Source organism: Gordonia pseudamarae, from assembly GCF_025273675.1.
Lineage (GTDB): Bacteria > Actinomycetota > Actinomycetes > Mycobacteriales > Mycobacteriaceae > Gordonia > Gordonia pseudamarae.
Map to the genome: position 1 here is coordinate 5,096,191 of NZ_CP045809.1, position 22,289 is coordinate 5,118,479.

Genomic DNA, 22,289 nt, shown 5'->3' on the forward strand with positions numbered 1-22,289 from the left:
CAGTGCTCGGGCAGATCAGTGTCCGCGCCGGACCCACTCCTCCAGATGCGGAGCCTCGTCGGCGATCGACGTACCGTCGCCGTGTCCGGTGTAGACCTTGGTCTCCGGGTCGAGCGTGAAGATCTTGTCGCGGATCGATTCGATGATCGTCGGGAAGCTCGAGAACGAGCGCCCCGTCGCACCCGGACCGCCGCGGAAAAGCGTGTCACCACTGAACAATACGCCGGCCTCGGGGGCGTATACGACACACGATCCGGGTGAATGGCCCGGCGTGTTGATCACGGTCAGTTCGGTTCCGGCGACCGAGATCTTCTGTCCGTCTTCAAGATCGACGTGCGTCACGTCGGGATGCGTCTGGTTCCAGAGCATGTCGTCGCCGGGGTGCAGCAGGATCGGCGCGCCGGTGGCCCGCGACAGTTCCGGGGCCACGGTGACGTGATCGTTGTGGCCGTGCGTCAACACGATCGCCCGCACGGTGCGATCACCGACGGTCTCCAGGATCGGTGCCGCGTTGTGTGCGGCGTCGATGATGACGACCTCGTTCTCGTCACCCACCACCCAGACGTTGTTGTCGACGTCCCAGGTGCCACCGTCGAGCGAGAAGGTCCCCGAGGTGACGACGTTCGTGATGCCGAAGGTCATCCGATCTCCACCACCGAACGCAGCACCTTGCCGGCCTTCATCGCATCGAAGGCGGCCTCGACGTCGTTGATCCCGATACGTTCGGTGACGAACTTTTCCAGCGGCAAGCGGCCCTGTTCGTACAGGTCGATCAGCATCGGGAAGTCGCGTTCGGGCAGGCAGTCGCCGTACCACGACGACTTGAGCGCGCCGCCGCGCGAGAAGAAGTCCACCAGCGGCAGTTCAAGCTTCATCTCCGGCGTCGGCACACCCACCAGCACGACGGTGCCGGCCAGGTCACGGGCATAGAAGGCCTGCTCGTAGGTTTCCGGACGGCCCACCGCGTCGACGACCACGTCGGCGCCGTTGCCACCGGTCAGTTCCTGCACGGCCTCGACCACGTCGTCGACCTCGGCACCGTTGATGGTGTGGGTTGCGCCGAGTCCGGTGGCCCAGTCCAGCTTGGCCGGGTCGCGGTCGATGGCGATGATCGTGGTGGCGCCGGCCAGCTTGGCGCCGGCGATCGCGGCATCACCCACGCCGCCGCAGCCGATGACGGCGACCGAGTCGCCGCGGCCGACGTTGCCGGTGTTCATGGCCGCACCGATGCCGGCCATCACGCCGCAGCCGAGCAGGCCCGCCACAGCCGGGTCGGTCTCCGGGTTGACCTTGGTGCACTGACCCTCATGGATGAGCGTCTTCTCGATGAACGCGCCGATGCCGAGGGCCGGGGTGAGTTCGGTGCCGTCGGTGAGGGTCATCTTCTTACTGGCGTTGAAGGTGTCGAAGCAGTACCAGGGGCGTCCTCGCCGACAGGCGCGGCACTGGCCGCACACGGCGCGCCAGTTGAGGATGACGAAGTCGCCGACCTCCACGTGGGTGACGGCCTCACCGACCGTCTCCACGATGCCCGCGGCCTCGTGGCCGAGCAGGAACGGGTACTCGTCGTTGATGCCGCCCTCACGGTAGGCCAGGTCGGTGTGGCACACACCGCACGCAGCGATCTTGACGATCACATCGTTGGCACCCGGATCGGGAACCACCACGTCGACGACCTCGGTCGCCGCTCCCTTGGCTCGTGAGATAACACCTTTGACGGTCTGTGACATACGAGGTTCCTTCCGCGACGCTGTGGACCTGCAAGACCTGATGACTGCAGGGGACGTATGGCCGTCAGCCTATAGACGACCGCGCGCTCGGTCCACTCGTAGTAAATTACGTCCACCATGAGTGGGCAAATTCACCATGCGTGAGCGTCCGCGCCGAACGCCTCCCCTAAGACTAGACAAGTGTCCAGATTTCGGGGTCGTCACTCGCGAAGTAGCAGTAGAAGCGGTCGACGCGCCGCCGACGCCCTCAGCCGAGCACTTCGATCAACTGGGCCTTGGTCATCGACGAGTATCCGGTGATCCCCGTGGCCTTGGCCCGGGCACGCAACTCTGCGACGGTCGGCCCACCACGGGCAGGTGCCTTCTTGGCCACAGGTTCCTTCGCGGCCACAGGGGCCTTCGTGGCCACGGGTTCCTTCTTGGCCACAGGCGCCTTCTTGGCCACCGGCTCCTTCTTGGCCACCGGCTCCTTCTTGGCCACCGGCTCCTTCTTGGCCACGGGTTCCTTCTTGGCCACAGGCACCTTCGCGGCCACCGGCTCCTTCTTCGCCACAGTCTCCTTCGCGGCCACCGGCTCCTTCGTGGCCACCGGCTCCTTGTTGGCCGCGGGGATCTCCTCGAGCGACGATGCCTTCTCGGCACGTGCCTTCTTCGCCGGTGCCGCGTTCTTCACCGGTGTCGCCTTGTCCGCAGGCGCGGGCGGGGCCGCGACCGGGTCGGCCTCAGGCGGCCCGGCGGGTACGGGCCGGGCGGCGGCGGGCACCGGCGGCGCATCCGTCACGGACTCGCTCTCGTCCGGCTTCGGGGCATCAGCGGCGGTGGGCTCGGCCACAAGCGGCGTCACCGAGGCGATCGGGGCGCTGCTGCCGCCGCCGAGGTTGAGGGCGGCGAGCACATCGTCACGCAGGGTGGCGATGTCGCGTTCGGCCCGGCGGAAGCGCTTGCGCGCGGCCTTGTCCGCCTCCTTGGCCTGTCTGGTCACATTCTTCAGTTCGCCGCGCAGCCGGGTGACCTCGACCTCCAGCCGCTCGATGATCTTGTTCTTCCTCGACATCTGAGTTCCATTCATCACGGGTACGACGCGGCGCCGACAGTATTGCCGACGCTGCGTGCAGCGTAACCAGCGACCGTCCGGTTGTGCGGGAGTACATGCCGACCACGTGCGATATATGGAGCCGCCGCACCACTCCACCACTTCACCGCGCGAGCGGCCGCCGGACCCGGCCTCGCCGTCGCGTGGACGGTCCGGCCGGGACGGAATGCCGACAGACGGCTACGACAGCGGCAGGCCCAGATCGTGCCGGGGCGCGATCTGACTCTCGGGCAACAGGTTCGCCGTCTCCAATGCCTTGCGCAGATTCTCGGCGGCGTCGACGTTCAGCGGGCCGCTCGTCCAGGTGGCGTACGGCAGATTCAAAAATCGTCCTTCCTTCACCGCCGGAAGGTCTTTGGTGGCCGGATTGGTGCGGAGGACGTTCACCTTGTCGGCGAACGTCTGCGGTGGATAGTCGACGAAGGCGAAGAAGTCGGGCCGCGATGCGACCAGGCGCTCCCACGAAACACCGGTCCAGGTGTCCTGGACGTCCTCGGTGGCGTTGCGCGCCCCCGCCGCGGAGATGATCGCCTGCGGCCCACCGTACGATCCGCTCGTGTAGATCTCGTTGGTACCGCTGTCGAACAGAAACACCGTCGGCACCTTGTCACCCTTGGGGGCCTGTGCCAGGGCGGCCAGCCGGGTGTCGATGTCGGCCATGGTCTCCTTCGCCGTGACCTCCTCACCGGTGAGCACACCGAGGTTGGTGAGGTCGGTGTCAAGGGCCTCCCAGGCGGGCACGATACCGCGGGCGCCGTCGTCGCGACGGCAGCTCTCGGTGAGGATGTAGGGAGCTATTCCCTTGCTCCGCAAGATGTCCGGCGTGACACCCTTCTCCTGCTTGTAGCCGTAGTTCCACCCGGCCACCATGACATCGGGTGTGCGCGCGATGATGTTCTCCAGCGTCGGATACGACTCGGCCGCCACCGGCAGCGCGTCGACCACATCCTTGCCGTACACCTGCGACAGCACGTCCCGATGCCGTTCGAGATCGGACACCCCGGCGATCCGGTCCTGCGCACCGAGTTGCAGCAGCATCGAGGTCATGTTTCCGTCGTTGACGAAGATCCGTTCGGCCGGAACGGGGAATTGTTCTTGGCCGCCGCAGTTTTCGATGGCCGTCGTCGACCTGGCGTTGTCACCGCCGGAATCGTCGCCGCAGCCGGAGAGAATGACGCCCAGCGCCAGCGCTCCGGCCATCGCCACACCGGTCCTCTTGTACCGCACCGTTCTCACGGTCATATCGGCTCCTTTCGATAGGGGTTTTCCGGGGAATCGAACGGGGCTCCCAGCCCCCGATCACCAAACCATCAGGCGCCAAACCATCAGGCACCACCCGCGTAGCGGTACTGTCTACGGCCGAGCAGGATGAGGAAGATCGGGGCTCCGATCAGGCCGGTGACCACCGACAGCGGGATCTCCTGAGGGCTGACGACGGTGCGGGCGAGCGTGTCCACCCACACCAGGAACAGCGCGCCGCCGGCCCCCGCCACCGGCAGCACCGCGTAGTGCCGTGACCCGACGAGGATACGCGCCAGATGGGGCACCACGAGCCCGACGAATCCGATGCCGCCGGACACTGCGACCAGCACTCCCACCAGCACCGACGAGAGAACGAACAGCGCGATCCGCAGCTGTTTGACCGGCACCCCGAGCCCGGCGGCGGCGTCGCCGCCGATGGCCAGGGCGTCGAGCCAACGGTGCAGGCCCAGCAATGCCGTCACACCGAGCACGACGGTGATCGAGGCCGGAAGCACATGCGCCCAGGTGGTGCCCGACAAGCTGCCCAGCAGCCAGTACAGCACCGACTGGGTGGCCTCGGGATCGTCGCTCGCGAACACCAGGAAGCTGGACACCGACGAGAACGCCGAGGACAACACCACACCGGTCAGCACCAGCCGCAACGGGTCGATCCCGCCCTGCGCGATCGACACCCCGAACACCAGCGCGGTGGCCACGAGCGCGCCCACCAGCGCACCCGCCGACAACGCCCACACACCGAAGGCGCCGAACAGGCCCAGCACGATCACCGACGTCGCCCCCACCCCGGCGCCCGAGGAGATACCGAGCAGAAACGGGTCGGCGAGCGGGTTGCGCACCAGCGTCTGGATACACGTACCGGCCACCGCCAGACCTGCGCCGACGATCAGCGCCAACAGGACGCGGGGGGCACGCAGATCCCACACGATGGTGTCGTACACCTGATCCGGCTCGGCGGATCCGCCGAGCCGCGCGATCACCACATCGACGACGCCGCCCAGCTCGAGCGGTTCGGAACCGAACGCCAGGGAGACGACAGCACTGGCGAGCGCCGCCACCACCAGGACCACGACCAGCGGAAGAACCGGTACCCGGCGTGCGTCGCCGCGCCGCCCGCGTCGAACGCCGCTCACGGTGGCACCATCAGGCGCTGGCGTCATGCCTGCCCTCACGTGTCGGGGCTCAATTCGCGAAGCCCGGCCAACAATCCACAGAGTCGGCCGGTCTTCGGACTCGGGGTCACCTCGGCCGGGGCCCCTTCCCGGACATCCCTGCCCAGTGGGTACTCGCCCCGGTCAATCACCCTTACCGCTGCGCGACAGTTCCAGATTCTCACCGGATTCCCGGCACATCCGCGGATGTGCGTGGCACCGACTCTGCGCTGGACAGTATCATCCGCCGCGCGGGTTCAACCACCTCGGACACGACACCACCGCCGAACCCCGGTGGACCGGCGTGTTAACGCGATTGGTTCGGCAATTCTTCCATCGGTAACCACACGGAATCATTCGAGGCGTGAACTGATAGCCGTAGCCGAACGGAATACGCCGTCAACGCGGACGACGAGCGACCACCGGCCACATCCGACCGGGCGACCTCGCCCGCCCCCACCCCCCTCATCTGTTTGCCATCCCCTATCTCAGGAGTCATCGTGCCTTCTTTCGATCCCGCCATCGCCGACAACATCGCCACCTCCCTCGCCGAGATCCCCCATCCGTCACTTCCCAAGGGCTCCAACATCTATGGCGGCACCAAGATCTTCCCGGACTATCAGGCCCACGAGGGCGAATCGTACTTCACCCTCGTACACGGAATCGCCCACGAATCGTCGGTGTCCTTCGTCGCCGTCCTGCAGGCCACCCGCGCGCTGCGCAAGGGATTTGACTCGACGATGTACTTCTACGGTCCCGGAGCCATCAATTGCCTTGCCACGCGCGGATTTCCGACAACCGGAGATTCCGGATTCCCGGGTGAGCAGAACATCAACAACTCCCTCGAGACGTTCATCGCCGAGGGCGGCGCCGTGTTCTGCTGCAGGTTCGGTCTCGCGCTGCACGGCGGCCGCGAGGAGGATCTGATCGACGGCGTCATCCCAGCGCATCCCCTGGACGTCCAGGATGCCCTCATCCACTTCGCCCGCAAGGGCGCCATCATCAACTCGACCTACATGGTGTAGCCAGATATGGTTGTCATCGGCTCCGTCGCAGCCAATTTCACCCGCGACCTCGAACAGAACTACCGCGTCATCGCCGAGTTCACGACCCGCGCCCGAGAACAGAATGTCGACCTCGTGGTTTTCCCGGAAGCAGCGATCGGCGGATACCTCTCGTCGCTGGGCAACCACGGCGACACCGTGAAGAACACGGGCCGTTCGCTCCCGCCGGCCATCCGTCTCGACGGACCCGAGATCGCGCGCGTGCAGTCGATCATCGGCGATCTGGTGATCGCGATCGGCTTCTGCGAACTCGCCGACGACGGCCGGACCCGCTACAACGCCGCCGCCATCCTCGACGGCGATCGCGTCTACGGAACCTACCGCAAGGTCCATCAGCCGCTCGGCGAGAACATGTCGTACTCCCCCGGCGGCGACTACGGCGTCTTCGACACTCCTGTGGGCCGAGTCGGACTCCAGATCTGTTACGACAAGGCATTTCCCGAGGCGGCCCGGGTTATGGCGCTCGACGGCGCCGAGATCATCGCCAGCCTGTCGGCCTGGCCGGCGGCCCGCACCGCGACCGCCGAGAACCTGCAGGACGATCGCTGGACATACCGGTTCAACCTGTTCGACGCAGCCCGCGCGCTGGACAATCAGGTGTTCTGGGTGGCCTCCAACCAGTCCGGCACATTCGGCTCCCTCCGCTACGTCGGCAATGCGAAAATCGTTGATCCGGGCGGCAATACCTTGGCCACCACCCTCCTGGACAGCGGTATGGCGGTGGCCAAGGTCGACATCGCCGAAACATTCGCGACGATGCGCGCCGGGATGTTCCACCTCCGCGATCGGCGGCCCGATGTGTACACACCGCTGATCGACCTCGACCCGACCGGGGCGGCCGGATGGCGGAGGTCGGCCCATGCCTGAGATGCTGTTCTCCGTGCGATGGCCCGACGGCCGACGACGGGAGTACTACTCCCCCAGCCTCGTCATGCACGATCATCTCGACGTCGGCGGCACCTACACCGTCACCGACTTCCGCGCCCGCAGCACCACGGCACTGTCCGAGGCCTCCGAGCGAGTTCGCGCCAAGTTCGGCTTCGCATGCACCTCCGCGGCGATGACCACCGAGCAGATCCACACCGATGCAGCCGCTTTCGAGGACGGAGCGACCGTACAGATCGTCGCGATGCGGCCACCCCTGCCCACCGCGGCCACCGTCGGGGAGGTGAACCCGTGAACGCCCCCGACTATATGCCCCCAGAACGAATTCCGGTTGTGGTGATCGGCGGCGGCCAGGCCGGGCTCTCGGTGAGTTGGTATCTCGGCGCCGCGGGCATCGAGCACCTGGTTGTCGAGTCGGCAACCCTCGTCCACGCGTGGTCCGACAAGCGTTGGAACAACTTCACTCTCGTAACACCCAACTGGCACTGCCGACTGCCCGGCCACGTCTACGACGGTCCCGACCCGGACGGATTCATGACCCGCGACGAGGTGGTCGACTGGCTCGCGTCCTGGCTGCGCACATTCACGCCGCCGGTGCGCGAGCACACCACGGTGACGCGTCTGCGGCAGCTCGCCGGAGACGGATTCGAGCTCACCCTGTCCGGGTCGGACGGACCCCGCGTACTGCACTGCGAACAGGTCGTCGTCGCTACCGGCGGGTATCCGCTTCCGATAACCCCACCGTTCGCGCAATCACTGGATCCGGCTGTCACGCAGCTTCATTCCGAGCAGTACTTCGCACCCGAACAGCTTCCGGACGGGGCGGTGCTGGTCGTGGGTACCGGACAGTCGGGGACGCAGATCGCCGAGGATCTTCATCTGGCCGGGCGCACCGTGCACCTGGCGGTGGGCAACGCGCCGCGGGTGGCCCGTACCTACCGGGGCCGCGACTGCATGACCTGGCTCTCGGACATGGGAATCTACGACACGCCGGCGGCCCAGTATCCGGGTGGTAAAGCGGCGCAGGAGAAGACAAACCACTATGTCACCGGCCGCGACGGCGGGCGCGACATCGATCTGCGGCGTTTCGCCACCGAGGGGATGCACCTGTACGGGCATCTCATCGGCGGCAAGGATACGCGGCTGACCTTCGCGCCCACGCTCACCGCATCACTGGACGCCGCCGACGCCACGTACAACTCCATCTGCGCCGACATCGACGCCCACATCACCGCCGAGGGGATAGACGCGCCGCCGCCGTCGAGGTACCGATCGGTGTGGGAGCCCGCCGATGAACCCACCGAACTCGATCTCGCCGAGGCCGGGATCACCTCGGTCATCTGGTCGATCGGCTATCGGCCCGACTACCGCTGGATCGAGGCAAGCGCCTTCGACGGCGGCGGCCGGCCCATGCAGACCCGTGGTGTCACACAGGTTCCCGGACTGAACTTCGTCGGGCTGCCGTGGATGCATACCTGGGGATCGGGACGGTTCCTCGGGATCGACCGGGACGCCCGGCACATCGCCGAGGTGATCGCGCAATCGCTGGACCCCGCGGCACTGGACCCCGAAGCCCTGAACACCGAAGCCCTGAACACCGGCCGCCGATTCCGCCTCGCCGCGGGCCAGTAGCCCGCCCCGCACGTCCCCGACCCCACCTCCACCCGATAGCCACGACGGGAGCAACCCATGGTCTCCACACGAGTCGATCTCACCCTCCTCGGGGTTCGCGGCAGTCCGCCGGTCAATCGCACCGGTGGTGCCGGTCCCACCGACGACGGACATTTTCTCATCGACGGCCTCAACGCTTCGATACCACGAAATCAGAACAGTCCCTTTATCTTCGATGGAAGCCGCATACTCCGCGACGGTGCGGACTGCGGTGTCGAGATCAGCGTGATCGACAGACCCCGCTTCTACGATCTGACCACCGAGGACGGGGTGCGCTACGAGCAGATCGCCACATTGCACGGCCGCGACGTCCTGGCCACCACCGTCGTCCAGACCTGCGTACGCTACGACGAGGCTCAGCGATGCCGGTTCTGTTCCATCGAGGAATCACTGCGGTCGGGGTCGACGGTGGCGGTGAAAAGGCCCGGACAACTCGCCGAGGTGGCCCGTGCCGCGGTCGATCTCGACGGTGTCACCCAGATGGTGATGACCACCGGCACGTCCAACGGAACCGATCGTGGTGCAAAGCATCTGGCCAGATGTGTGCATGCGGTGAAGGAAGCCGTCCCCGAACTGCCCATCCAGGTGCAGTGCGAACCGCCCGCCGACCTGTCCACCATCGACGACCTGCGGTACGCCGGTGCCGACGCCATCGGAATCCACGTCGAATCCCTCGACGACGACGTCCGGCGCACCTGGATGCCCGGCAAGGCGTCGGTACCACTGGCCGAGTACTGGGCGGCATGGCATCATGCCGTGAAAGTGTTTGGGCGCAACCAGGTTTCCACCTATCTGCTTGTCGGTCTCGGTGAGGATCCGGAGGAGCTGATCTCCGGTGCCACACTGCTCGCCGACTCCGGCGTGTACCCGTTCGTGGTGCCGTTCCGGCCGCATGCGGGCACCCTGGCCGTCGATGTCGACGGCGCCAGGGCACCCGATCCGGCGCTGGTGGAGAAGATCAGCCGTGAGGTGGCCGCGCACCTGCGCCTGGTCGGGATGCTCGGCGGCGACCAGTCGGCCGGATGTGCCGCATGCGGTGCCTGCGGCGTGCTGCAGAGCCTGGGGGCGTGATCATGCTCGACGGAATGACGTGGACGCCGAACACTCCCACGATCCCCTCGACGACGGACCTGTCGCTGCTGGCCGGTGCGCGGCCGACGCCGGCCTTGCCGTTCCTGATCTCGGTTGCCGACGATGCCGTATCGGAACGTGCGTATCTTGCTCTGCGCCGACGTGAGTTCGTCGAACGCCAGGGGCTGTTCACCCACACCGATCGCGACGACATCGACGACGATCCACGCGCCCGGATTCTGGTCGCCCGGACGCCGGACGGAAGCGTGATCGGTGGTGTGCGGGTCGCACCCTGTACCCCGGTCGACCTCGGCTGGTGGGCGGGCAGTCGGCTCGTCGTGACCGCGGAGGCGGGCGGCGCGACGGCGGCCGGTGTCGGCTCGGCGCTGGTGCGGGCCGCGTGCGCCTTCGTCGAGTCGGCGGGGGTGCTGCGATTCGACGCCGAGATCCAGGACCGCTACGCACCCCTGTTCACTCGCCTCGGGTGGTCCGATCACAGCGCCGGGGCGGTGATCTCCGGACGGGCGCACCGGCGAGTGCGGTGGCCGATCGGCCGGATCGAGCAGCTGGCGTCGTCGACGAAGGCCATGCTCGCCGGTGTCCTGGCCCCGTTGGCCGAGCAGCGCAACGGTCTGGGGCCGGAGGGTTTTCGCGGTGACGACAGGGTACCGGTACCGGGCGGCGATCTGATCGCCGCCTGCGATGCCATCATTCCGTCGATGATCGAACGTGACCCGGAATGGGCCGGCTGGTGCTCGATTCTGGTCAACCTCAATGATCTCTCGGCGATGGGGGCGCGGCCCGTCGGTGTGCTCGACGCCGTCGCCGCACCCACGACCTCGCAGCTCACCCGCATCGTCCGGGGCATCGCGTCGGCGGCACAGGCCTGGCGGACACCGGTTCTCGGTGGTCACACACAGGCCGGGGTGCCGGCGGCGCTGTCGGTGACCGCTCTCGGGCGAGCCGACGCACCGGTCCCGGCGGGCGGCGGCCGTGTCGGTGACACCGTATCGGTGATCGCCGACCTCGGCGGGCGATGGCGTCCCGGATACCAAGGGCGCCAGTGGGACAGCACCAGCGCACGGTCGTCGGACGAGCTCGTCGCGATGTCCTCGATAGTCCCCGCGCTCCGGCCGGCCGCGGCGAAGGACGTCAGCATGGCCGGGCTCGCGGGAACGCTGGGCATGCTGGCCGAGGCATCGGGGACCGGAGCAGAACTCGACGTCGGTGCCGTGCCGCGGCCCGCCGGAGCAGCCATGGGCGACTGGCTGACATGTTTCCCCGGGTTCGCCATGCTGGTCGCCGACCGACCCGCGGCCGCGCCCGCCGTCACGGCACCCGTCACCCCAACACCCGTCACCGCCGCCTCCTGCGGACGACTCACCGCGCAACCGGGTGTACGGCTACGCTGGCCGGACGGTGAGGTCACCACGGCGCTGACCGAGCGCGTGACCGGTCTGGGGCCCGCGTAGCCGGGCCGATCACGACGGTGCGCCGGCAGCTGCGGGTGTCAGCACGGGGAGGTGAAGGGAAACGGTAGACGTGAAGCGAAAGGACCCGGAGATGGGCACGGTGTCGTTGGGCGCGCTCGCCGGACATTTCGGCCGGGACATCGAACGAGGACTGACCAAGGCGCTGAGCATCATCGAGGCCGCCCGCCGAGACGGGGTGGACCTGCTCGTGTTTCCCGACGCCACCCTCGGCGGATACATCGGCGACATGCGCAACCCGGAACGATTCGAGCTACCGCCCGCCATCGCTCCTGACGGCCCGGAGCTGGGACGGGTCATCACCGCCGCCGGACCGATGACGGTGTGCCTGGGCTACACCGAAGCTGTTGGAGCACTGCACTACAACTCGGCCGTGTGCGTATCGGGTGACGGAATTCTGGGACACCACCGCAAGGTCCATCAGCCGGCCGGCGAGGAGAAGGCGTACGCCGCCGGTGACACCTTCGGCGCCTTCGACACCCCGGTGGGGCGACTCGGGATGCTGATCGACTACGACAAGACCTTCCCCGAGTCGGCCCGCACCCTCGCCCTCGACGGCGCCCGGATCATCGCGGCGCTGTCGGCGTGGCCCGCCAGTGTCACCGACCGGGCGGCACGACTTCCGGCCGATCGGCAGTCCCGGCTGTTCGACCTGTACGACTGTGCGCGGGCCGCCGAGAACCAGGTGTTCGTCGTGTCGTCGAACCTGACGGGGGTGACCGGCTCGCTGCAATTCCTCGGGCAGGCCAAGATCGTCGGCCCCGGCGGCGATATCCTCGCCACCACCCGTTCGAAGGGCGGCATGGCCACCTACGATACCGATGTCGATGCCGATATCTACCGGGCCAGAAAGGTTCTCAATCATCTGAACGAGCTGCGGCCGGAACTGTACGCATCAGCCGCGGTCACACCGACCGGTCGGGAGCCCGGCGGTGAACGATCACAACAGGACCTGTCGGAACAGCAATGATCAGAACAGGGGTGACTCGATGCGCATCGCACTGCTGACGTATTCGACCCGGCCGCGCGGCGGTGTGGTCCACACGCTGAATCTGGCCGAGGCACTCGCCGCACTCGGCACCGACGTCACCGTGTGGAGTCTGGCGCGCAGCGGGGATCAGGGATTCTTCCGGAATGTCGATCCTGCTGTCCGGCAACGGCTTCTGCCGTTTCCGGATGTGGCCGGGGAGACGGTCGGCGACCGTATCGTCCGCTCGATCGAGGTGTTGCGCAGCGGATTCCGATCCGACTACGACATCGTGCACGCCCAGGACTGCATCAGCGCCAACGCGGTCGGCTCATGCATCAGGACGGTCCACCATCTCGACCGGTTCACCACACCGGTACTCGCCGCATGCCACGAGAAGGCCATCGTGACCCCCTACGCGCACATCTGCGTCTCCCGGGGTGTCGCGTCGGAGGTGAACGAAGGCTGGGGCATTTCACCGACGGTGATTCCCAACGGCGTGGATTTCGCACGGTTTGCGGCAGCGGCGTCGGATCGCTGCGATGCGGTGGCGGCGCGGTCACGGTGGAGAACCGGGCTGGGGCGATATGTGCTGGCGGTCGGCGGCATCGAACCCCGCAAGGGCAGCATCGATCTGATCGAGGCGTTCGCGTTGCTGCGCCGTGAGGATCCATCGCTGCAGCTGGTGTTCGCGGGCGGTGAGACCCTGTTCGACTACCGCGACTACCGCGCTGAATTCGAGAGATGCAGAGCCGAACTCGGTGTTTCCCCGATCATTCTGGGCAGCATCGACAACGATGCCCTCCCCGCCCTGGTCGCCGCGTGCGAGGTGTTCGCCTTCCCGTCGACCAAGGAAGGTTTCGGGCTGGCCGCGATGGAGGCGCTGGCGGCCGGACGACCCGTCGTCGCCCGGGAGTTGCCCGTGCTGCGCGAAGTGTTCGGCGACACCGTTCGCTACGCGTCGAGCCCGGCGCAGATGGCGGCCCAGATGGCGCGGGCGACAGCCCACTCGAGTTCGGGTCCGGACGATCGCACCGAACGTGGCAGGCTGCTCGCACAATCGCTGACCTGGGATCGGGCGGCGCGGGCGCACCTCGAGTTCTACACTGCTCATCCCCCTGCGGGCCGACAGCCACGCGCTACGCGGTACCCGTCCCGGTAAGATGACACCCGACCACCTGTGACGGCCGGCCGCGGATCCGCACGAACCCGGCAGCCTCGGACCCCGGGGAAGGCCGTACCCGAGCGAGGGGACCCCTGATGTCACTGCCCGACCACCCACAGTCGGCCCCCTGGCTCCGGGCGATCGACGGCGACAACCTTGCGGACCAGGACCGTGAGGACTCTTCGGGCGAGCACGACACCGAGACACCTAACCAGGCGACACCAAAGCAAGAGCTACCGAAGCAGACGGCACCCGAGCGGGAGACACCCAGGCCGGAGGTGCCCGTGCGGACTGCTCCGCCCGGACCCCCTGACCGCGCCGCGGCCCCCGACGAGGCTGCCCAGGACCCCGCGAACACGTCCCGGGTGACGACATCCCCTGCGAACACATCTCCTGCGGCCACATCCCCCGGCCGGTCCGCTCCATATCGGTTCGACGACGGCGGCCCTGGGCCGCTCACGATTCCGATCCGGCCGGTCCCGGACACGCGGCCGGACCCCGGCGCACAGCACAACACCGGACCGGGAATCGGTCATCGACAGGTTCCGTCCGGGTTCAACGGATACCGGCCCGCACCACAGCCGGCACCTCCCGATCCGGCACCGTACCCGCTGACACAGCCCCAGTGGACCGGGCCCCAGCGGCGACCGCAGCTGCCGGACGACCTGGCTCATCCGGTCCGGCGCGTCAAACATCCCGGCGGCTGGCGCGAAAGGCTCCGGGCGGCTTCCGGCGGCCTGATCACGTTCGGGGCCAGCAGGACCCAGGAGCAGCTCGCACTGCTGGTGCACCACGCCCGCACCCCCATCCACGGTGATTTCCGGCTGGCTGTCCTCTCTGTCAAGGGTGGTGTCGGAAAGACCACCACCACAGTAGGATTGGGGTCCGCGTTCGCCTCACTGCGCGGTGACCGGGTGATCGCCGTCGACGCCAACCCCGACTTCGGGACTCTCGCCCGGCGGATTCCCGAGCAGTCCGCGGCCACCGTACGCACATTGCTCAACGATCCGGACCTGCGCCGTTACACCGATGTCCGGCGACACACCAACCAGTCGTCGAGCCGTCTGGAAGTAATTGCTTCCGAACGTAATCCGGCGATCTCGGAGTCGTTCGACGCGGACGACTACCGGCGGGTCATCGCCATTCTCGAGTCGTACTACAACATCATCATGACCGATTGCGGCACCGGCGTCGTGCATTCGGCGATGGAAGGCGTGCTGGAACTGGCCGACGCGATCATCGTGGTCACCACGCCCGCCGTCGATGGAGCGCAGAGCGCATCGGCAACTCTGGATTGGCTTGAGGCACATGGTTATCAACGCCTGGTCCAGGAATCTGTGGTGGTGATCTCCGCGGCCCGGCCGGGTGGTTCGGCCGTCGACATCAATGCCCTCACCGAACACTTCCTGGGTCGGGTCCGGGCGGTTCAGGTTATTCCGTACGACGAGCATCTGGCGACCGGATCGTACATCGACCTCGACCGGATGGACCGGCGTACCCGCACCGCATTCCTGGAACTGGCCGCCACCGTGGCGGGCTCTTTCCGGTCGGGCCGATGCCCGCCCTCACCTGAGGGTTGGTGACCGGCAGGCGGAGGCTCCGTCACGAGACCGTCATCGGCGAACCGGCTACGACATGCCCTAGATTCGACGGCAGGACACGCACGACCGGGTAGGGTCGGCATACGAGGGGGGAACGATCCGATGGGCGCACAAGACGACACACCCGCCGATCATTCGGCAGATTTCACCGGGCCGGAAGGCCCGGAACACCCACCCCATCCGGGTGCGCGTCCGCACCTGGGACCGGTGAGCTTCTCGGATCTGCCGCCGGTCCCCGAACCGCGCCGCATCCCCGAGCCGGGTCCGGCGCCCGAGCACGGCCCGGGCCACCCACAGGGCGCGGGGCCGGACGACATCTGGGGACGTGATCGCACCTGGAGGCGTGATCAGAGCGGGTCACGAGGCCCGGATGCCGATCCCGGTCAACCGGCACCCGATGGCCCGCCGTTCGCCGATCAGCCGCCCTTCGCCGATCACCTACCCGGGCCCGAGCAGAACCTGCCGAGCTGGGTCCCCAGGGGTGAGGGGCCGGACATGCCGCCGGCGGCCTACGCGCCACCGTGGGCCGACCCTCACAATGGTGCACCGGCGACGGGCGGAGCCTTCCGTCCGGTGCCGTTCTCCGGACCGCATCCGAACCAGGGCGGTCCGGAAGGATTCGGACCAGGCGGGTTCGGGCCTGAAGGGTTCGGTCCTGAAGGGTTCGGGCCAGGGCGGTTTGGTCCTGAGAGATTCGGTCCAGACGAGTATGTCCCAGAACGGCATGTACCAGAAGGGCCTGTACCAGGGGGGTTCCCGGGTGGTCCCGACGGGCTCAGCCCGAACGTGACGACATTTGCGGATCCGGCCCAGCCACCGATCCCGCCCGCCGCACAACCTCCGTTCGCCCCCGCCGAACAGGGGCCGTTCACGCCGTTTCCGGCACCCGGTGGCGATACCGTGCGGGCACCGTTCGCGCCGCAGGCCGGACCCGGACACGACCATGCAGATCCCGGCCAGATGAATCCCGGGTTCGGCGACCCGGGCTTTGCCGGCCCCGGATACCGCGATCGGGCGCACCCGGATCAGCACTATCCCGACCCCCGGTCCGCCGGTCCCCGGCAGTCCGCGCCCATGCCGAGGCCGGGCGCCGCCCCGGTGCCGCCGTATCAGGGCGTGCCCGGACACGCCGCATTCCACCCGACAGCACCTCCGACAGGGGTACCCCCGGCCGGCTTCGGACCTGGGGCAACCGGTACCGAACACGTCATATACCCTGCGCCACAAACAGATTCACATCCCATCGATGACGTGACACTGGTCCGGCGCGACTTCCGGACACCGCCGAAGGGCTGGCGGCGCGCGGTGTACAAGATGAGCGGCGGCACCATCAAACCGCGCACTCCGCGCTCGGAGATCCATCGCGGCGAACTTGTGGCGGCGATCAACCAACCACTGGCCGGCGACTACCGGATTGCGGTGCTCTCACTCAAGGGTGGTGTCGGAAAGACCACCACCACAGTCACTTTGGGCGCCACACTGGCATCCGTGCGTGGCGACCGGGTGATCGCCGTCGATGCCAATCCCGACCTGGGTACGCTCGCACAGCGGGTTCAGCGACAGACCGATTCCACCGTGCGTGATCTGCTCGCCGACGGTGATCTCACTCGCTATTCCGATGTTCGCGCACATACTTCGCAGGCCCCGAGCAGACTGGAAGTTCTTGCTTCCGAACGTGACCCATCGGTATCGGAGGCGTTCAGCGACGACGAGTACCGCAGTGTGCTGAGCGTGCTGCAACGATTCTACAACATCATCATCACCGACTGCGGCACCGGACTGAGCCATTCGGTAATGAAAGGCGTTCTGGAAACCGCTGATTCGATCATTGTGGTGACCTCGCCGGCGATCGACGGTGCCCGCAGCGCGGCATCGACCCTCGATTGGCTCGACGCCCACGGCTTCGGCCGACTGGTGTCGTCGGCGATCGTCGTGATCAGCTCGCCGCGGCCCGGATCGTCGAACATCGACACCGCGCCGCTGACACAGTATTTCTCCTCCCGCTGCCGGGCCATCGAGCACATAGGATTCGACGACCACCTGGCCGAGGGCGCCGAAGTAGACCTTGATCGGGTAAGCAAGCCGGTGAAGCTGGCATTCATGGAGTTGGCCGCGACCGTGGCCGCCGACTTCCCAAACGCCCGGCACCGCTGACAGTTGGGTCGTTGGTCCTGTTTCCACGGGACCAACGACCCAACTTGTCACCATGAACAGCGGATTCGCCGCGATACGCACGGTACAACCCAGTGCAACCGTTGCGGTGGGGCCACCACGCGGAGTGGACTTGCCCGTGGTAGATGAGTGATCCATATCACCTATCGACCACGGACCAGCACCTCACGAACGGAGCCACTCCCATGCGGGCAGCACGCTACTACGACCGCGGCGACATCCGAATCGAAGACATCCCCGAACCCGCCGTCGGACCCGGTCAGGTGGGTATCGACGTCGCCTGGTGCGGCATCTGCGGCACCGACCTGCACGAGTACGCCGACGGCCCGATCTTCATCCCACCCGCCGGGCACCCGCACCCCATCAGCCACGAGGACGCCCCCGTCACCCTCGGCCACGAGATGTCCGGCGTGGTGTCGTCCGTGGGTGAGGGCGTCGACGACCTCGCGGTCGGTGATCACGTGGTGGTCGAGCCGTACATCCTGTACGAAGATGTCGACACCGGACCCACCAGCACCGATTACCACCTGTCCAAGGACATGAACTTCATCGGCCTCGGGGGCTGCGGCGGGGGACTGGGGGAGAAGATCTCCGTGAAACGTCGTTGGGTGCACAAGATATCGGCCGACGTACCACTCGATCAGGCCGCGCTCATCGAGCCGCTATCGGTGGGCTATCACGCCGTCGACCGCAGCGACGCCATCGCCGGAGACACCGTTCTGATCACCGGCGCCGGACCGATCGGTCTGCTCACCGCGGCGGTCTGCAAGGCCCGCGGCCTGACCACCATCATCAGCGAACCGAGCCCGTTGCGCCGCGCCAAGGCAGCCGAAACCGGTGTGGGAGACCATATTCTGGATCCCGTCACACAGGACGTGGTGGCCCGGACCCTCGCCATCACCGACGGACGCGGCGCCGACGCCGGTTTCGAATGCACGTCGGTGCAAGCGGCTCTGGATACCCTCTTCGACGCGCTCAAGCCTACGGGAGTCCTTGTGGTGGTGTCGATTTGGGGATACCCAGGCACTCTGGACATGCAGAAGCTGGTACTCAAGGAGATCGATATGCGGGGCACCATCGCCTATGTCAACTCCCACCCCGACACCATCAGGCTGGTCGAGGAGGGCAAGGTGGACCTGGCACCGTTCATCACCGGCAGAATCGGCCTCGACCACCTCATCGACGAGGGCTTCGACACCCTCATCCACCGCAACGAGACCGCTGTGAAAATCCTGGTGTCCCCGTCGGGCTCGGGATTGTAGACCCGGCCGAGACCGGATTCTCCCTTCGCCGGGCTACGCGATGACGGTACCGGTGGGGTGGACCGATCAACTCCAAACCTGACAAAATTCGAAACCTGGTGAGACGATGCAAGCTGTCTCACCAGGTTTCGGTGCTCCTCGCCCGGCCGATGATCTATCCTCAACCGGCGAGTGGCTGAGTCGGTGACTCAGATGACGCCGAGCGCGAGCATCGCGTCCGCGACCTGGATGAAGCCGGCGATGTTGGCACCGACCACATAATTGCCCGGGGCACCGTACTCGTCGGCGGTGTGCAGACAGCGGTCGTGGATGCCGCGCATGATGTCGGCCAAGCGCTCCTCGGTGTGCTCGAAGCTCCAAGAATCACGAGATGCGTTCTGCTGCATCTCCAAAGCACTCGTGGCCACACCACCGGCATTGGCGGCCTTACCCGGTGCGAACAGCACACCGGCGTCGGTGAACAACCGGATGGCATCGGGGGAGCAGGGCATGTTGGCGCCCTCGGCGACGATGGTGCAGCCGTGGTCGATGAGTTGCTTGGCATCCTTGCCGCCGAGCTCGTTCTGCGTGGCGCACGGAATCGCGATGTCGGCGGGCACATCCCAGATGCTGCCACCACCGACGAACTTCACGTTCTCGCCGCGCAGGCGCGCGTAATCGACAATGCGCCCGCGCTGGACCTCCTTGACCTCCTTGAGGATGTCGAGGTCGATACCCTTGTCGTCGACGACATAGCCGGACGAGTCCGAGCAGGCCACGACGGTGCCACCGAGCTGGTGGATCTTCTCGATGGCGTAGGTGGCCACATTGCCCGAGCCGGACACCACCGCGCGCTTGCCCTCGAGCGAATCGCCCTTGGCCTTGAGCATTTCGTCGACGAAGAAGACAGCACCGAAACCCGTTGCCTCGGTGCGAACCTGGGATCCACCCCAGGCCAGACCCTTGCCGGTGAGCACGCCCGACTCGTAGCGGTTGGTGATGCGCTTGTACTGCCCGAACAGATAGCCGATCTCGCGCCCGCCCACGCCGATGTCACCGGCGGGAACGTCGGTGTATTCGCCGATATGCCGGTACAACTCGGTCATGAACGACTGACAGAAGCGCATCACCTCGGCATCCGAGCGGCCCTTGGGGTCGAAGTCGGAGCCGCCCTTGCCGCCACCGATCGGCAGCCCGGTGAGCGCGTTCTTGAAAATCTGTTCGAATCCGAGGAACTTGACGATACCGAGGTACACGCTCGGATGGAACCGGAGTCCTCCCTTGTAGGGTCCGAGTGCCGAGTTGAATTCGACACGGAAGCCACGGTTGACGTGGATCTGGCCCTCGTCGTCGATCCACGGCACGCGGAAGATGATCTGTCGTTCGGGTTCACACAGCCGGGTGATCACCGCGGCGTCGGCGTAGTGCGGGTGTTTGTCGACAACGGGGGAGAGGCTGTCGAACACTTCGGTGACGGCCTGATGGAATTCAGCCTCACCAGGATTGCGTTGCAGCACCTGATCGTACAAATCGTGGAGTTTTGCGTGCACCGTCGATCCCTTCACTATCGTCTCGCTCGCACTGGATCCACACGAGCGGTCAGGCTTTACCGGGTATTTACACGGCAGTGACATGAAGATTACAGATGTATACAGAACCGACGTGAAGTAGGTCAGTCGCCGACATTGCCCCGATCGGCCCACCACCGCAGCAATGCCGCCTCCGCCTCCTCGCGGGGCAGTGGGCCCCGGTCCAGCCGCAACTCCTTGAGATACTTCCAGGCCTCGCCGACCTCACGGCCCGGAGACAGTCCGAGCAGTTCCATGATCGCGTTGCCGTCCAAATCGGGCCGGACCCGGCCCAGGTCCTCTGCGGCCTTGAGCGCGCCGATGCGGCGCTCGAGGTCGTCGTAGTTCTCCTGCAGGCGCCGGGCACGTCGCTTGTTGCGGGTGGTGCAGTCGGCACGGACCAGCTTGTTGAGGCGATCGAGCAGTTCACCCGCGTCGGTGACATACCGCCGCACCGCCGAATCGGTCCAGGCCCCGTCGCCGTAGCCGTGGAACCGCAGATGCAGAAACACCAGGGTCGCGACGTCCTCGACCATCACCTTCGGATACTTGAGCGCCCGCATACGCTTGCGCACCATCTTGGCGCCCACCACCTCGTGATGGTGAAAGCTGACGCCGCCGCCCGCCTCATGCCGCCGCGTGGCCGGTTTGCCGATGTCGTGCAGGAGCGCAGCCCACCGCAGGACCGGGTCCGGATCGGATTCCTCCAGGTCGATCGCCTGGCGCAGCACCGTGAGGGAGTGCTGATAGACGTCCTTGTGCTGATGGTGCTCGTCGATGGTCAGCTTCATTCCGGGGAGCTCCGGGATGACACGGTCGGCCAGACCGGTGTCGACCATGATCTCCAGGCCGTCGATCGGGTACTCGCCGCAGATGAGCTTGTCGAGTTCGACCCGGACCCGTTCGGCGGTGATCCGATCGATCTGCCCGGCCATGTCGGTAATCGCCTCGACGACCCGGGGCGCGAGACGGAAACCCAACTGAGAGACGAACCGCACCGCGCGCAACATCCGCAGCGGATCGTCGTCGAACGATTCCTGCGGAGTGGCGGGCGTGTCGATCACGCCGGCGAGCAGCGCCGTCATGCCCTCGAGCGGATCGCAGAACTCCTGCGCACCGTCGGGACCGATACGCACCGCCATCGCGTTCACGGTGAAGTCGCGCCGGACCAGATCGCCGTCAAGGGTGTCGCCGAAGGTGACGACGGGATTGCGGCCGACCCGGTCGTACGCCTCGGCCCGGTAGGTGGTGATCTCGATGATCAGGTCACCCTTGCGGGCGCTGACGGTGCCGAACTCGATGCCCGCGTCCCAGATCGCGTCGGCCCACCCCGACAGCAGCGCGATGACCACATCGGGCCGCGCGTCGGTGGTGAAGTCCAGATCGTTGGACAGTCTGCCGAGAACGGCGTCGCGGACCGAACCGCCGACCAGAAACAGGTCGTGGCCGGCACCGGTGAACAGTTCGCCGAGCGGCCGGAGAATGTCGGAAAAGCCACGCAAGGAGACCGCCGCGGCGGCCAGCAGCCGGGTACGGCGTTCCTCGGTGTCGGGATTCTCAGCAGCGGGGTGCTCGGGACCTGTCACGTCTGGTCAGACTACCGGTGCCGGCAATGCCTTTTCGCCGAGGGTTTTGGGCCTCTTCTCCGTGGATTTCGGCCTTTTGTCAGCGGGTTTCGCCGGTATCAGACCGCGACACGCCCGATGGCCAAACAATTTCATCGCACAACGCGCCACTCAAATGTCACTTGTGTCACATAGGTAACACCGCCGGGTACCTTGTTCTCCGTCCACAGCCGGAGCCATCCAGGCAAACGGTCAGTGACCAGCGGCTAGCATCAGGAACGTGTCCACCGATTCGCCTACCCGCCGTCACGACGGCCCCGCCGACACCGTCGGTCGCGGGCCGAGTCCGGCGACCCTCGCCCTACGGGCGGGCGGCGCGATCGCCCCGGCCACTTCCCTGACACCACAAACTCCGCGCCGACCTGCGACAACCTCGCCAACAGATGCGCACCCACCGGCTCCCAACGGCCACGGCGACAACGCCGTAGGTGGTCACCGCGACGGGAAGCAGGGCTCACCCGCACCGGCAGGAGATGGACCACCGCAGTCCGGGAACCCCTTGGGTGACAATCCGGCGGGCGACAATCCGGCGCGA

General features: G+C 66.7%; 18 protein-coding genes and 1 riboswitch. Of the genes, 11 read left to right on the top strand and 7 right to left on the bottom strand.

Going from position 1 to position 22,289, the window contains the following annotated elements:
• Window positions 1-15: 15 nt before the first annotated feature.
• From GII31_RS22265 to GII31_RS22285, 5 genes are all read right to left on the bottom strand, one after another.
• A complete protein-coding gene (locus tag GII31_RS22265; RefSeq protein WP_213245594.1) occupies window positions 16-642 on the bottom strand; it encodes an MBL fold metallo-hydrolase in 627 nt (208 codons plus the stop codon).
• Window positions 639-1,730: an S-(hydroxymethyl)mycothiol dehydrogenase gene (locus GII31_RS22270; RefSeq protein ID WP_213245596.1), complete on the bottom strand. Its 1,092-nt coding sequence runs from the start codon at window positions 1,728-1,730 to the stop codon at window positions 639-641. Before GII31_RS22270 ends, GII31_RS22265 begins: the two co-directional genes overlap by 4 nt.
• A 247-nt stretch (window positions 1,731-1,977) precedes the next feature.
• Window positions 1,978-2,784 carry a Rho termination factor N-terminal domain-containing protein gene (locus tag GII31_RS22275; RefSeq protein WP_246222011.1) on the bottom strand — a complete coding sequence of 269 codons (807 nt, stop codon included), beginning with the start codon at window positions 2,782-2,784 and terminating at the stop codon, window positions 1,978-1,980.
• Window positions 2,785-3,003: 219 nt separating this feature from the next.
• Window positions 3,004-4,065, bottom strand: a complete 1,062-nt coding sequence (locus GII31_RS22280; RefSeq protein ID WP_246222012.1) for an ABC transporter substrate-binding protein — start codon at window positions 4,063-4,065, stop codon at window positions 3,004-3,006.
• Between the two features lie 83 nt (window positions 4,066-4,148).
• On the bottom strand, window positions 4,149-5,216 hold the full coding sequence (locus GII31_RS22285) for a FecCD family ABC transporter permease (RefSeq protein ID WP_246222013.1): 1,068 nt from the start codon (window positions 5,214-5,216) through the stop codon (window positions 4,149-4,151).
• A 68-nt stretch (window positions 5,217-5,284) separates the two neighbouring features.
• Window positions 5,285-5,473: riboswitch (cobalamin riboswitch) on the bottom strand.
• Window positions 5,474-5,734: 261 nt separating this feature from the next.
• On the opposite strand from GII31_RS22285, the gene GII31_RS22290 reads away from it, so the two are divergent.
• From GII31_RS22290 to GII31_RS22340, 11 genes are all read left to right on the top strand, one after another.
• Window positions 5,735-6,259 (top strand): MSMEG_0572/Sll0783 family nitrogen starvation response protein, encoded by a 525-nt coding sequence (locus tag GII31_RS22290; protein WP_213245600.1) that lies wholly within the window; start codon window positions 5,735-5,737, stop codon window positions 6,257-6,259.
• A 6-nt stretch (window positions 6,260-6,265) separates the two neighbouring features.
• Window positions 6,266-7,165 carry a carbon-nitrogen hydrolase family protein gene (locus GII31_RS22295; RefSeq protein WP_213245602.1) on the top strand — a complete coding sequence of 300 codons (900 nt, stop codon included), beginning with the start codon at window positions 6,266-6,268 and terminating at the stop codon, window positions 7,163-7,165.
• Complete coding sequence (locus GII31_RS22300; RefSeq protein ID WP_213245604.1) at window positions 7,158-7,478, top strand: MSMEG_0570 family nitrogen starvation response protein; 321 nt, start codon at window positions 7,158-7,160, stop codon at window positions 7,476-7,478. Before GII31_RS22295 ends, GII31_RS22300 begins: the two co-directional genes overlap by 8 nt.
• A gap of 14 nt (window positions 7,479-7,492) precedes the next feature.
• Window positions 7,493-8,815 carry an MSMEG_0569 family flavin-dependent oxidoreductase gene (locus tag GII31_RS22305; RefSeq protein ID WP_213250904.1) on the top strand — a complete coding sequence of 441 codons (1,323 nt, stop codon included), beginning with the start codon at window positions 7,493-7,495 and terminating at the stop codon, window positions 8,813-8,815.
• A 57-nt stretch (window positions 8,816-8,872) separates the two neighbouring features.
• Window positions 8,873-9,925, top strand: coding sequence for an MSMEG_0568 family radical SAM protein (locus GII31_RS22310; protein WP_213245607.1), 1,053 nt, complete (start codon window positions 8,873-8,875; stop codon window positions 9,923-9,925).
• Window positions 9,926-9,939: 14 nt separating this feature from the next.
• The gene (locus GII31_RS22315; RefSeq protein WP_260840203.1) at window positions 9,940-11,397 is read left to right on the top strand and encodes an MSMEG_0567/sll0787 family protein; all 1,458 of its coding nucleotides are present in this window, start codon (window positions 9,940-9,942) and stop codon (window positions 11,395-11,397) included.
• Between the two features lie 91 nt (window positions 11,398-11,488).
• Window positions 11,489-12,385 (top strand): carbon-nitrogen hydrolase family protein, encoded by an 897-nt coding sequence (locus tag GII31_RS22320; RefSeq protein WP_213250908.1) that lies wholly within the window; start codon window positions 11,489-11,491, stop codon window positions 12,383-12,385.
• 19 nt (window positions 12,386-12,404) lie between these two features.
• Window positions 12,405-13,544: an MSMEG_0565 family glycosyltransferase gene (locus tag GII31_RS22325; RefSeq protein ID WP_213245609.1), complete on the top strand. Its 1,140-nt coding sequence runs from the start codon at window positions 12,405-12,407 to the stop codon at window positions 13,542-13,544.
• A gap of 368 nt (window positions 13,545-13,912) precedes the next feature.
• Window positions 13,913-15,130, top strand: coding sequence for a MinD/ParA family ATP-binding protein (locus GII31_RS22330; protein ID WP_246222015.1), 1,218 nt, complete (start codon window positions 13,913-13,915; stop codon window positions 15,128-15,130).
• Window positions 15,131-16,399: 1,269 nt separating this feature from the next.
• Window positions 16,400-17,302 carry a MinD/ParA family ATP-binding protein gene (locus GII31_RS22335; protein ID WP_287384401.1) on the top strand — a complete coding sequence of 301 codons (903 nt, stop codon included), beginning with the start codon at window positions 16,400-16,402 and terminating at the stop codon, window positions 17,300-17,302.
• A 203-nt stretch (window positions 17,303-17,505) separates the two neighbouring features.
• Entirely contained in the window at window positions 17,506-18,582 is a 1,077-nt protein-coding gene (locus tag GII31_RS22340; RefSeq protein WP_213245613.1) for a 2,3-butanediol dehydrogenase, read from the top strand.
• A gap of 188 nt (window positions 18,583-18,770) precedes the next feature.
• On the opposite strand, the gene gdhA is transcribed toward GII31_RS22340, so the two are convergent.
• Both gdhA and GII31_RS22350 read right to left on the bottom strand, forming a co-directional pair.
• Window positions 18,771-20,111, bottom strand: a complete 1,341-nt coding sequence (gene gdhA / locus GII31_RS22345) for an NADP-specific glutamate dehydrogenase (protein WP_213245615.1) — start codon at window positions 20,109-20,111, stop codon at window positions 18,771-18,773.
• Between the two features lie 122 nt (window positions 20,112-20,233).
• A complete protein-coding gene (locus GII31_RS22350; RefSeq protein ID WP_213245617.1) occupies window positions 20,234-21,715 on the bottom strand; it encodes a CCA tRNA nucleotidyltransferase in 1,482 nt (493 codons plus the stop codon).
• Between the last annotated feature and the right edge of the window lie 574 nt (window positions 21,716-22,289).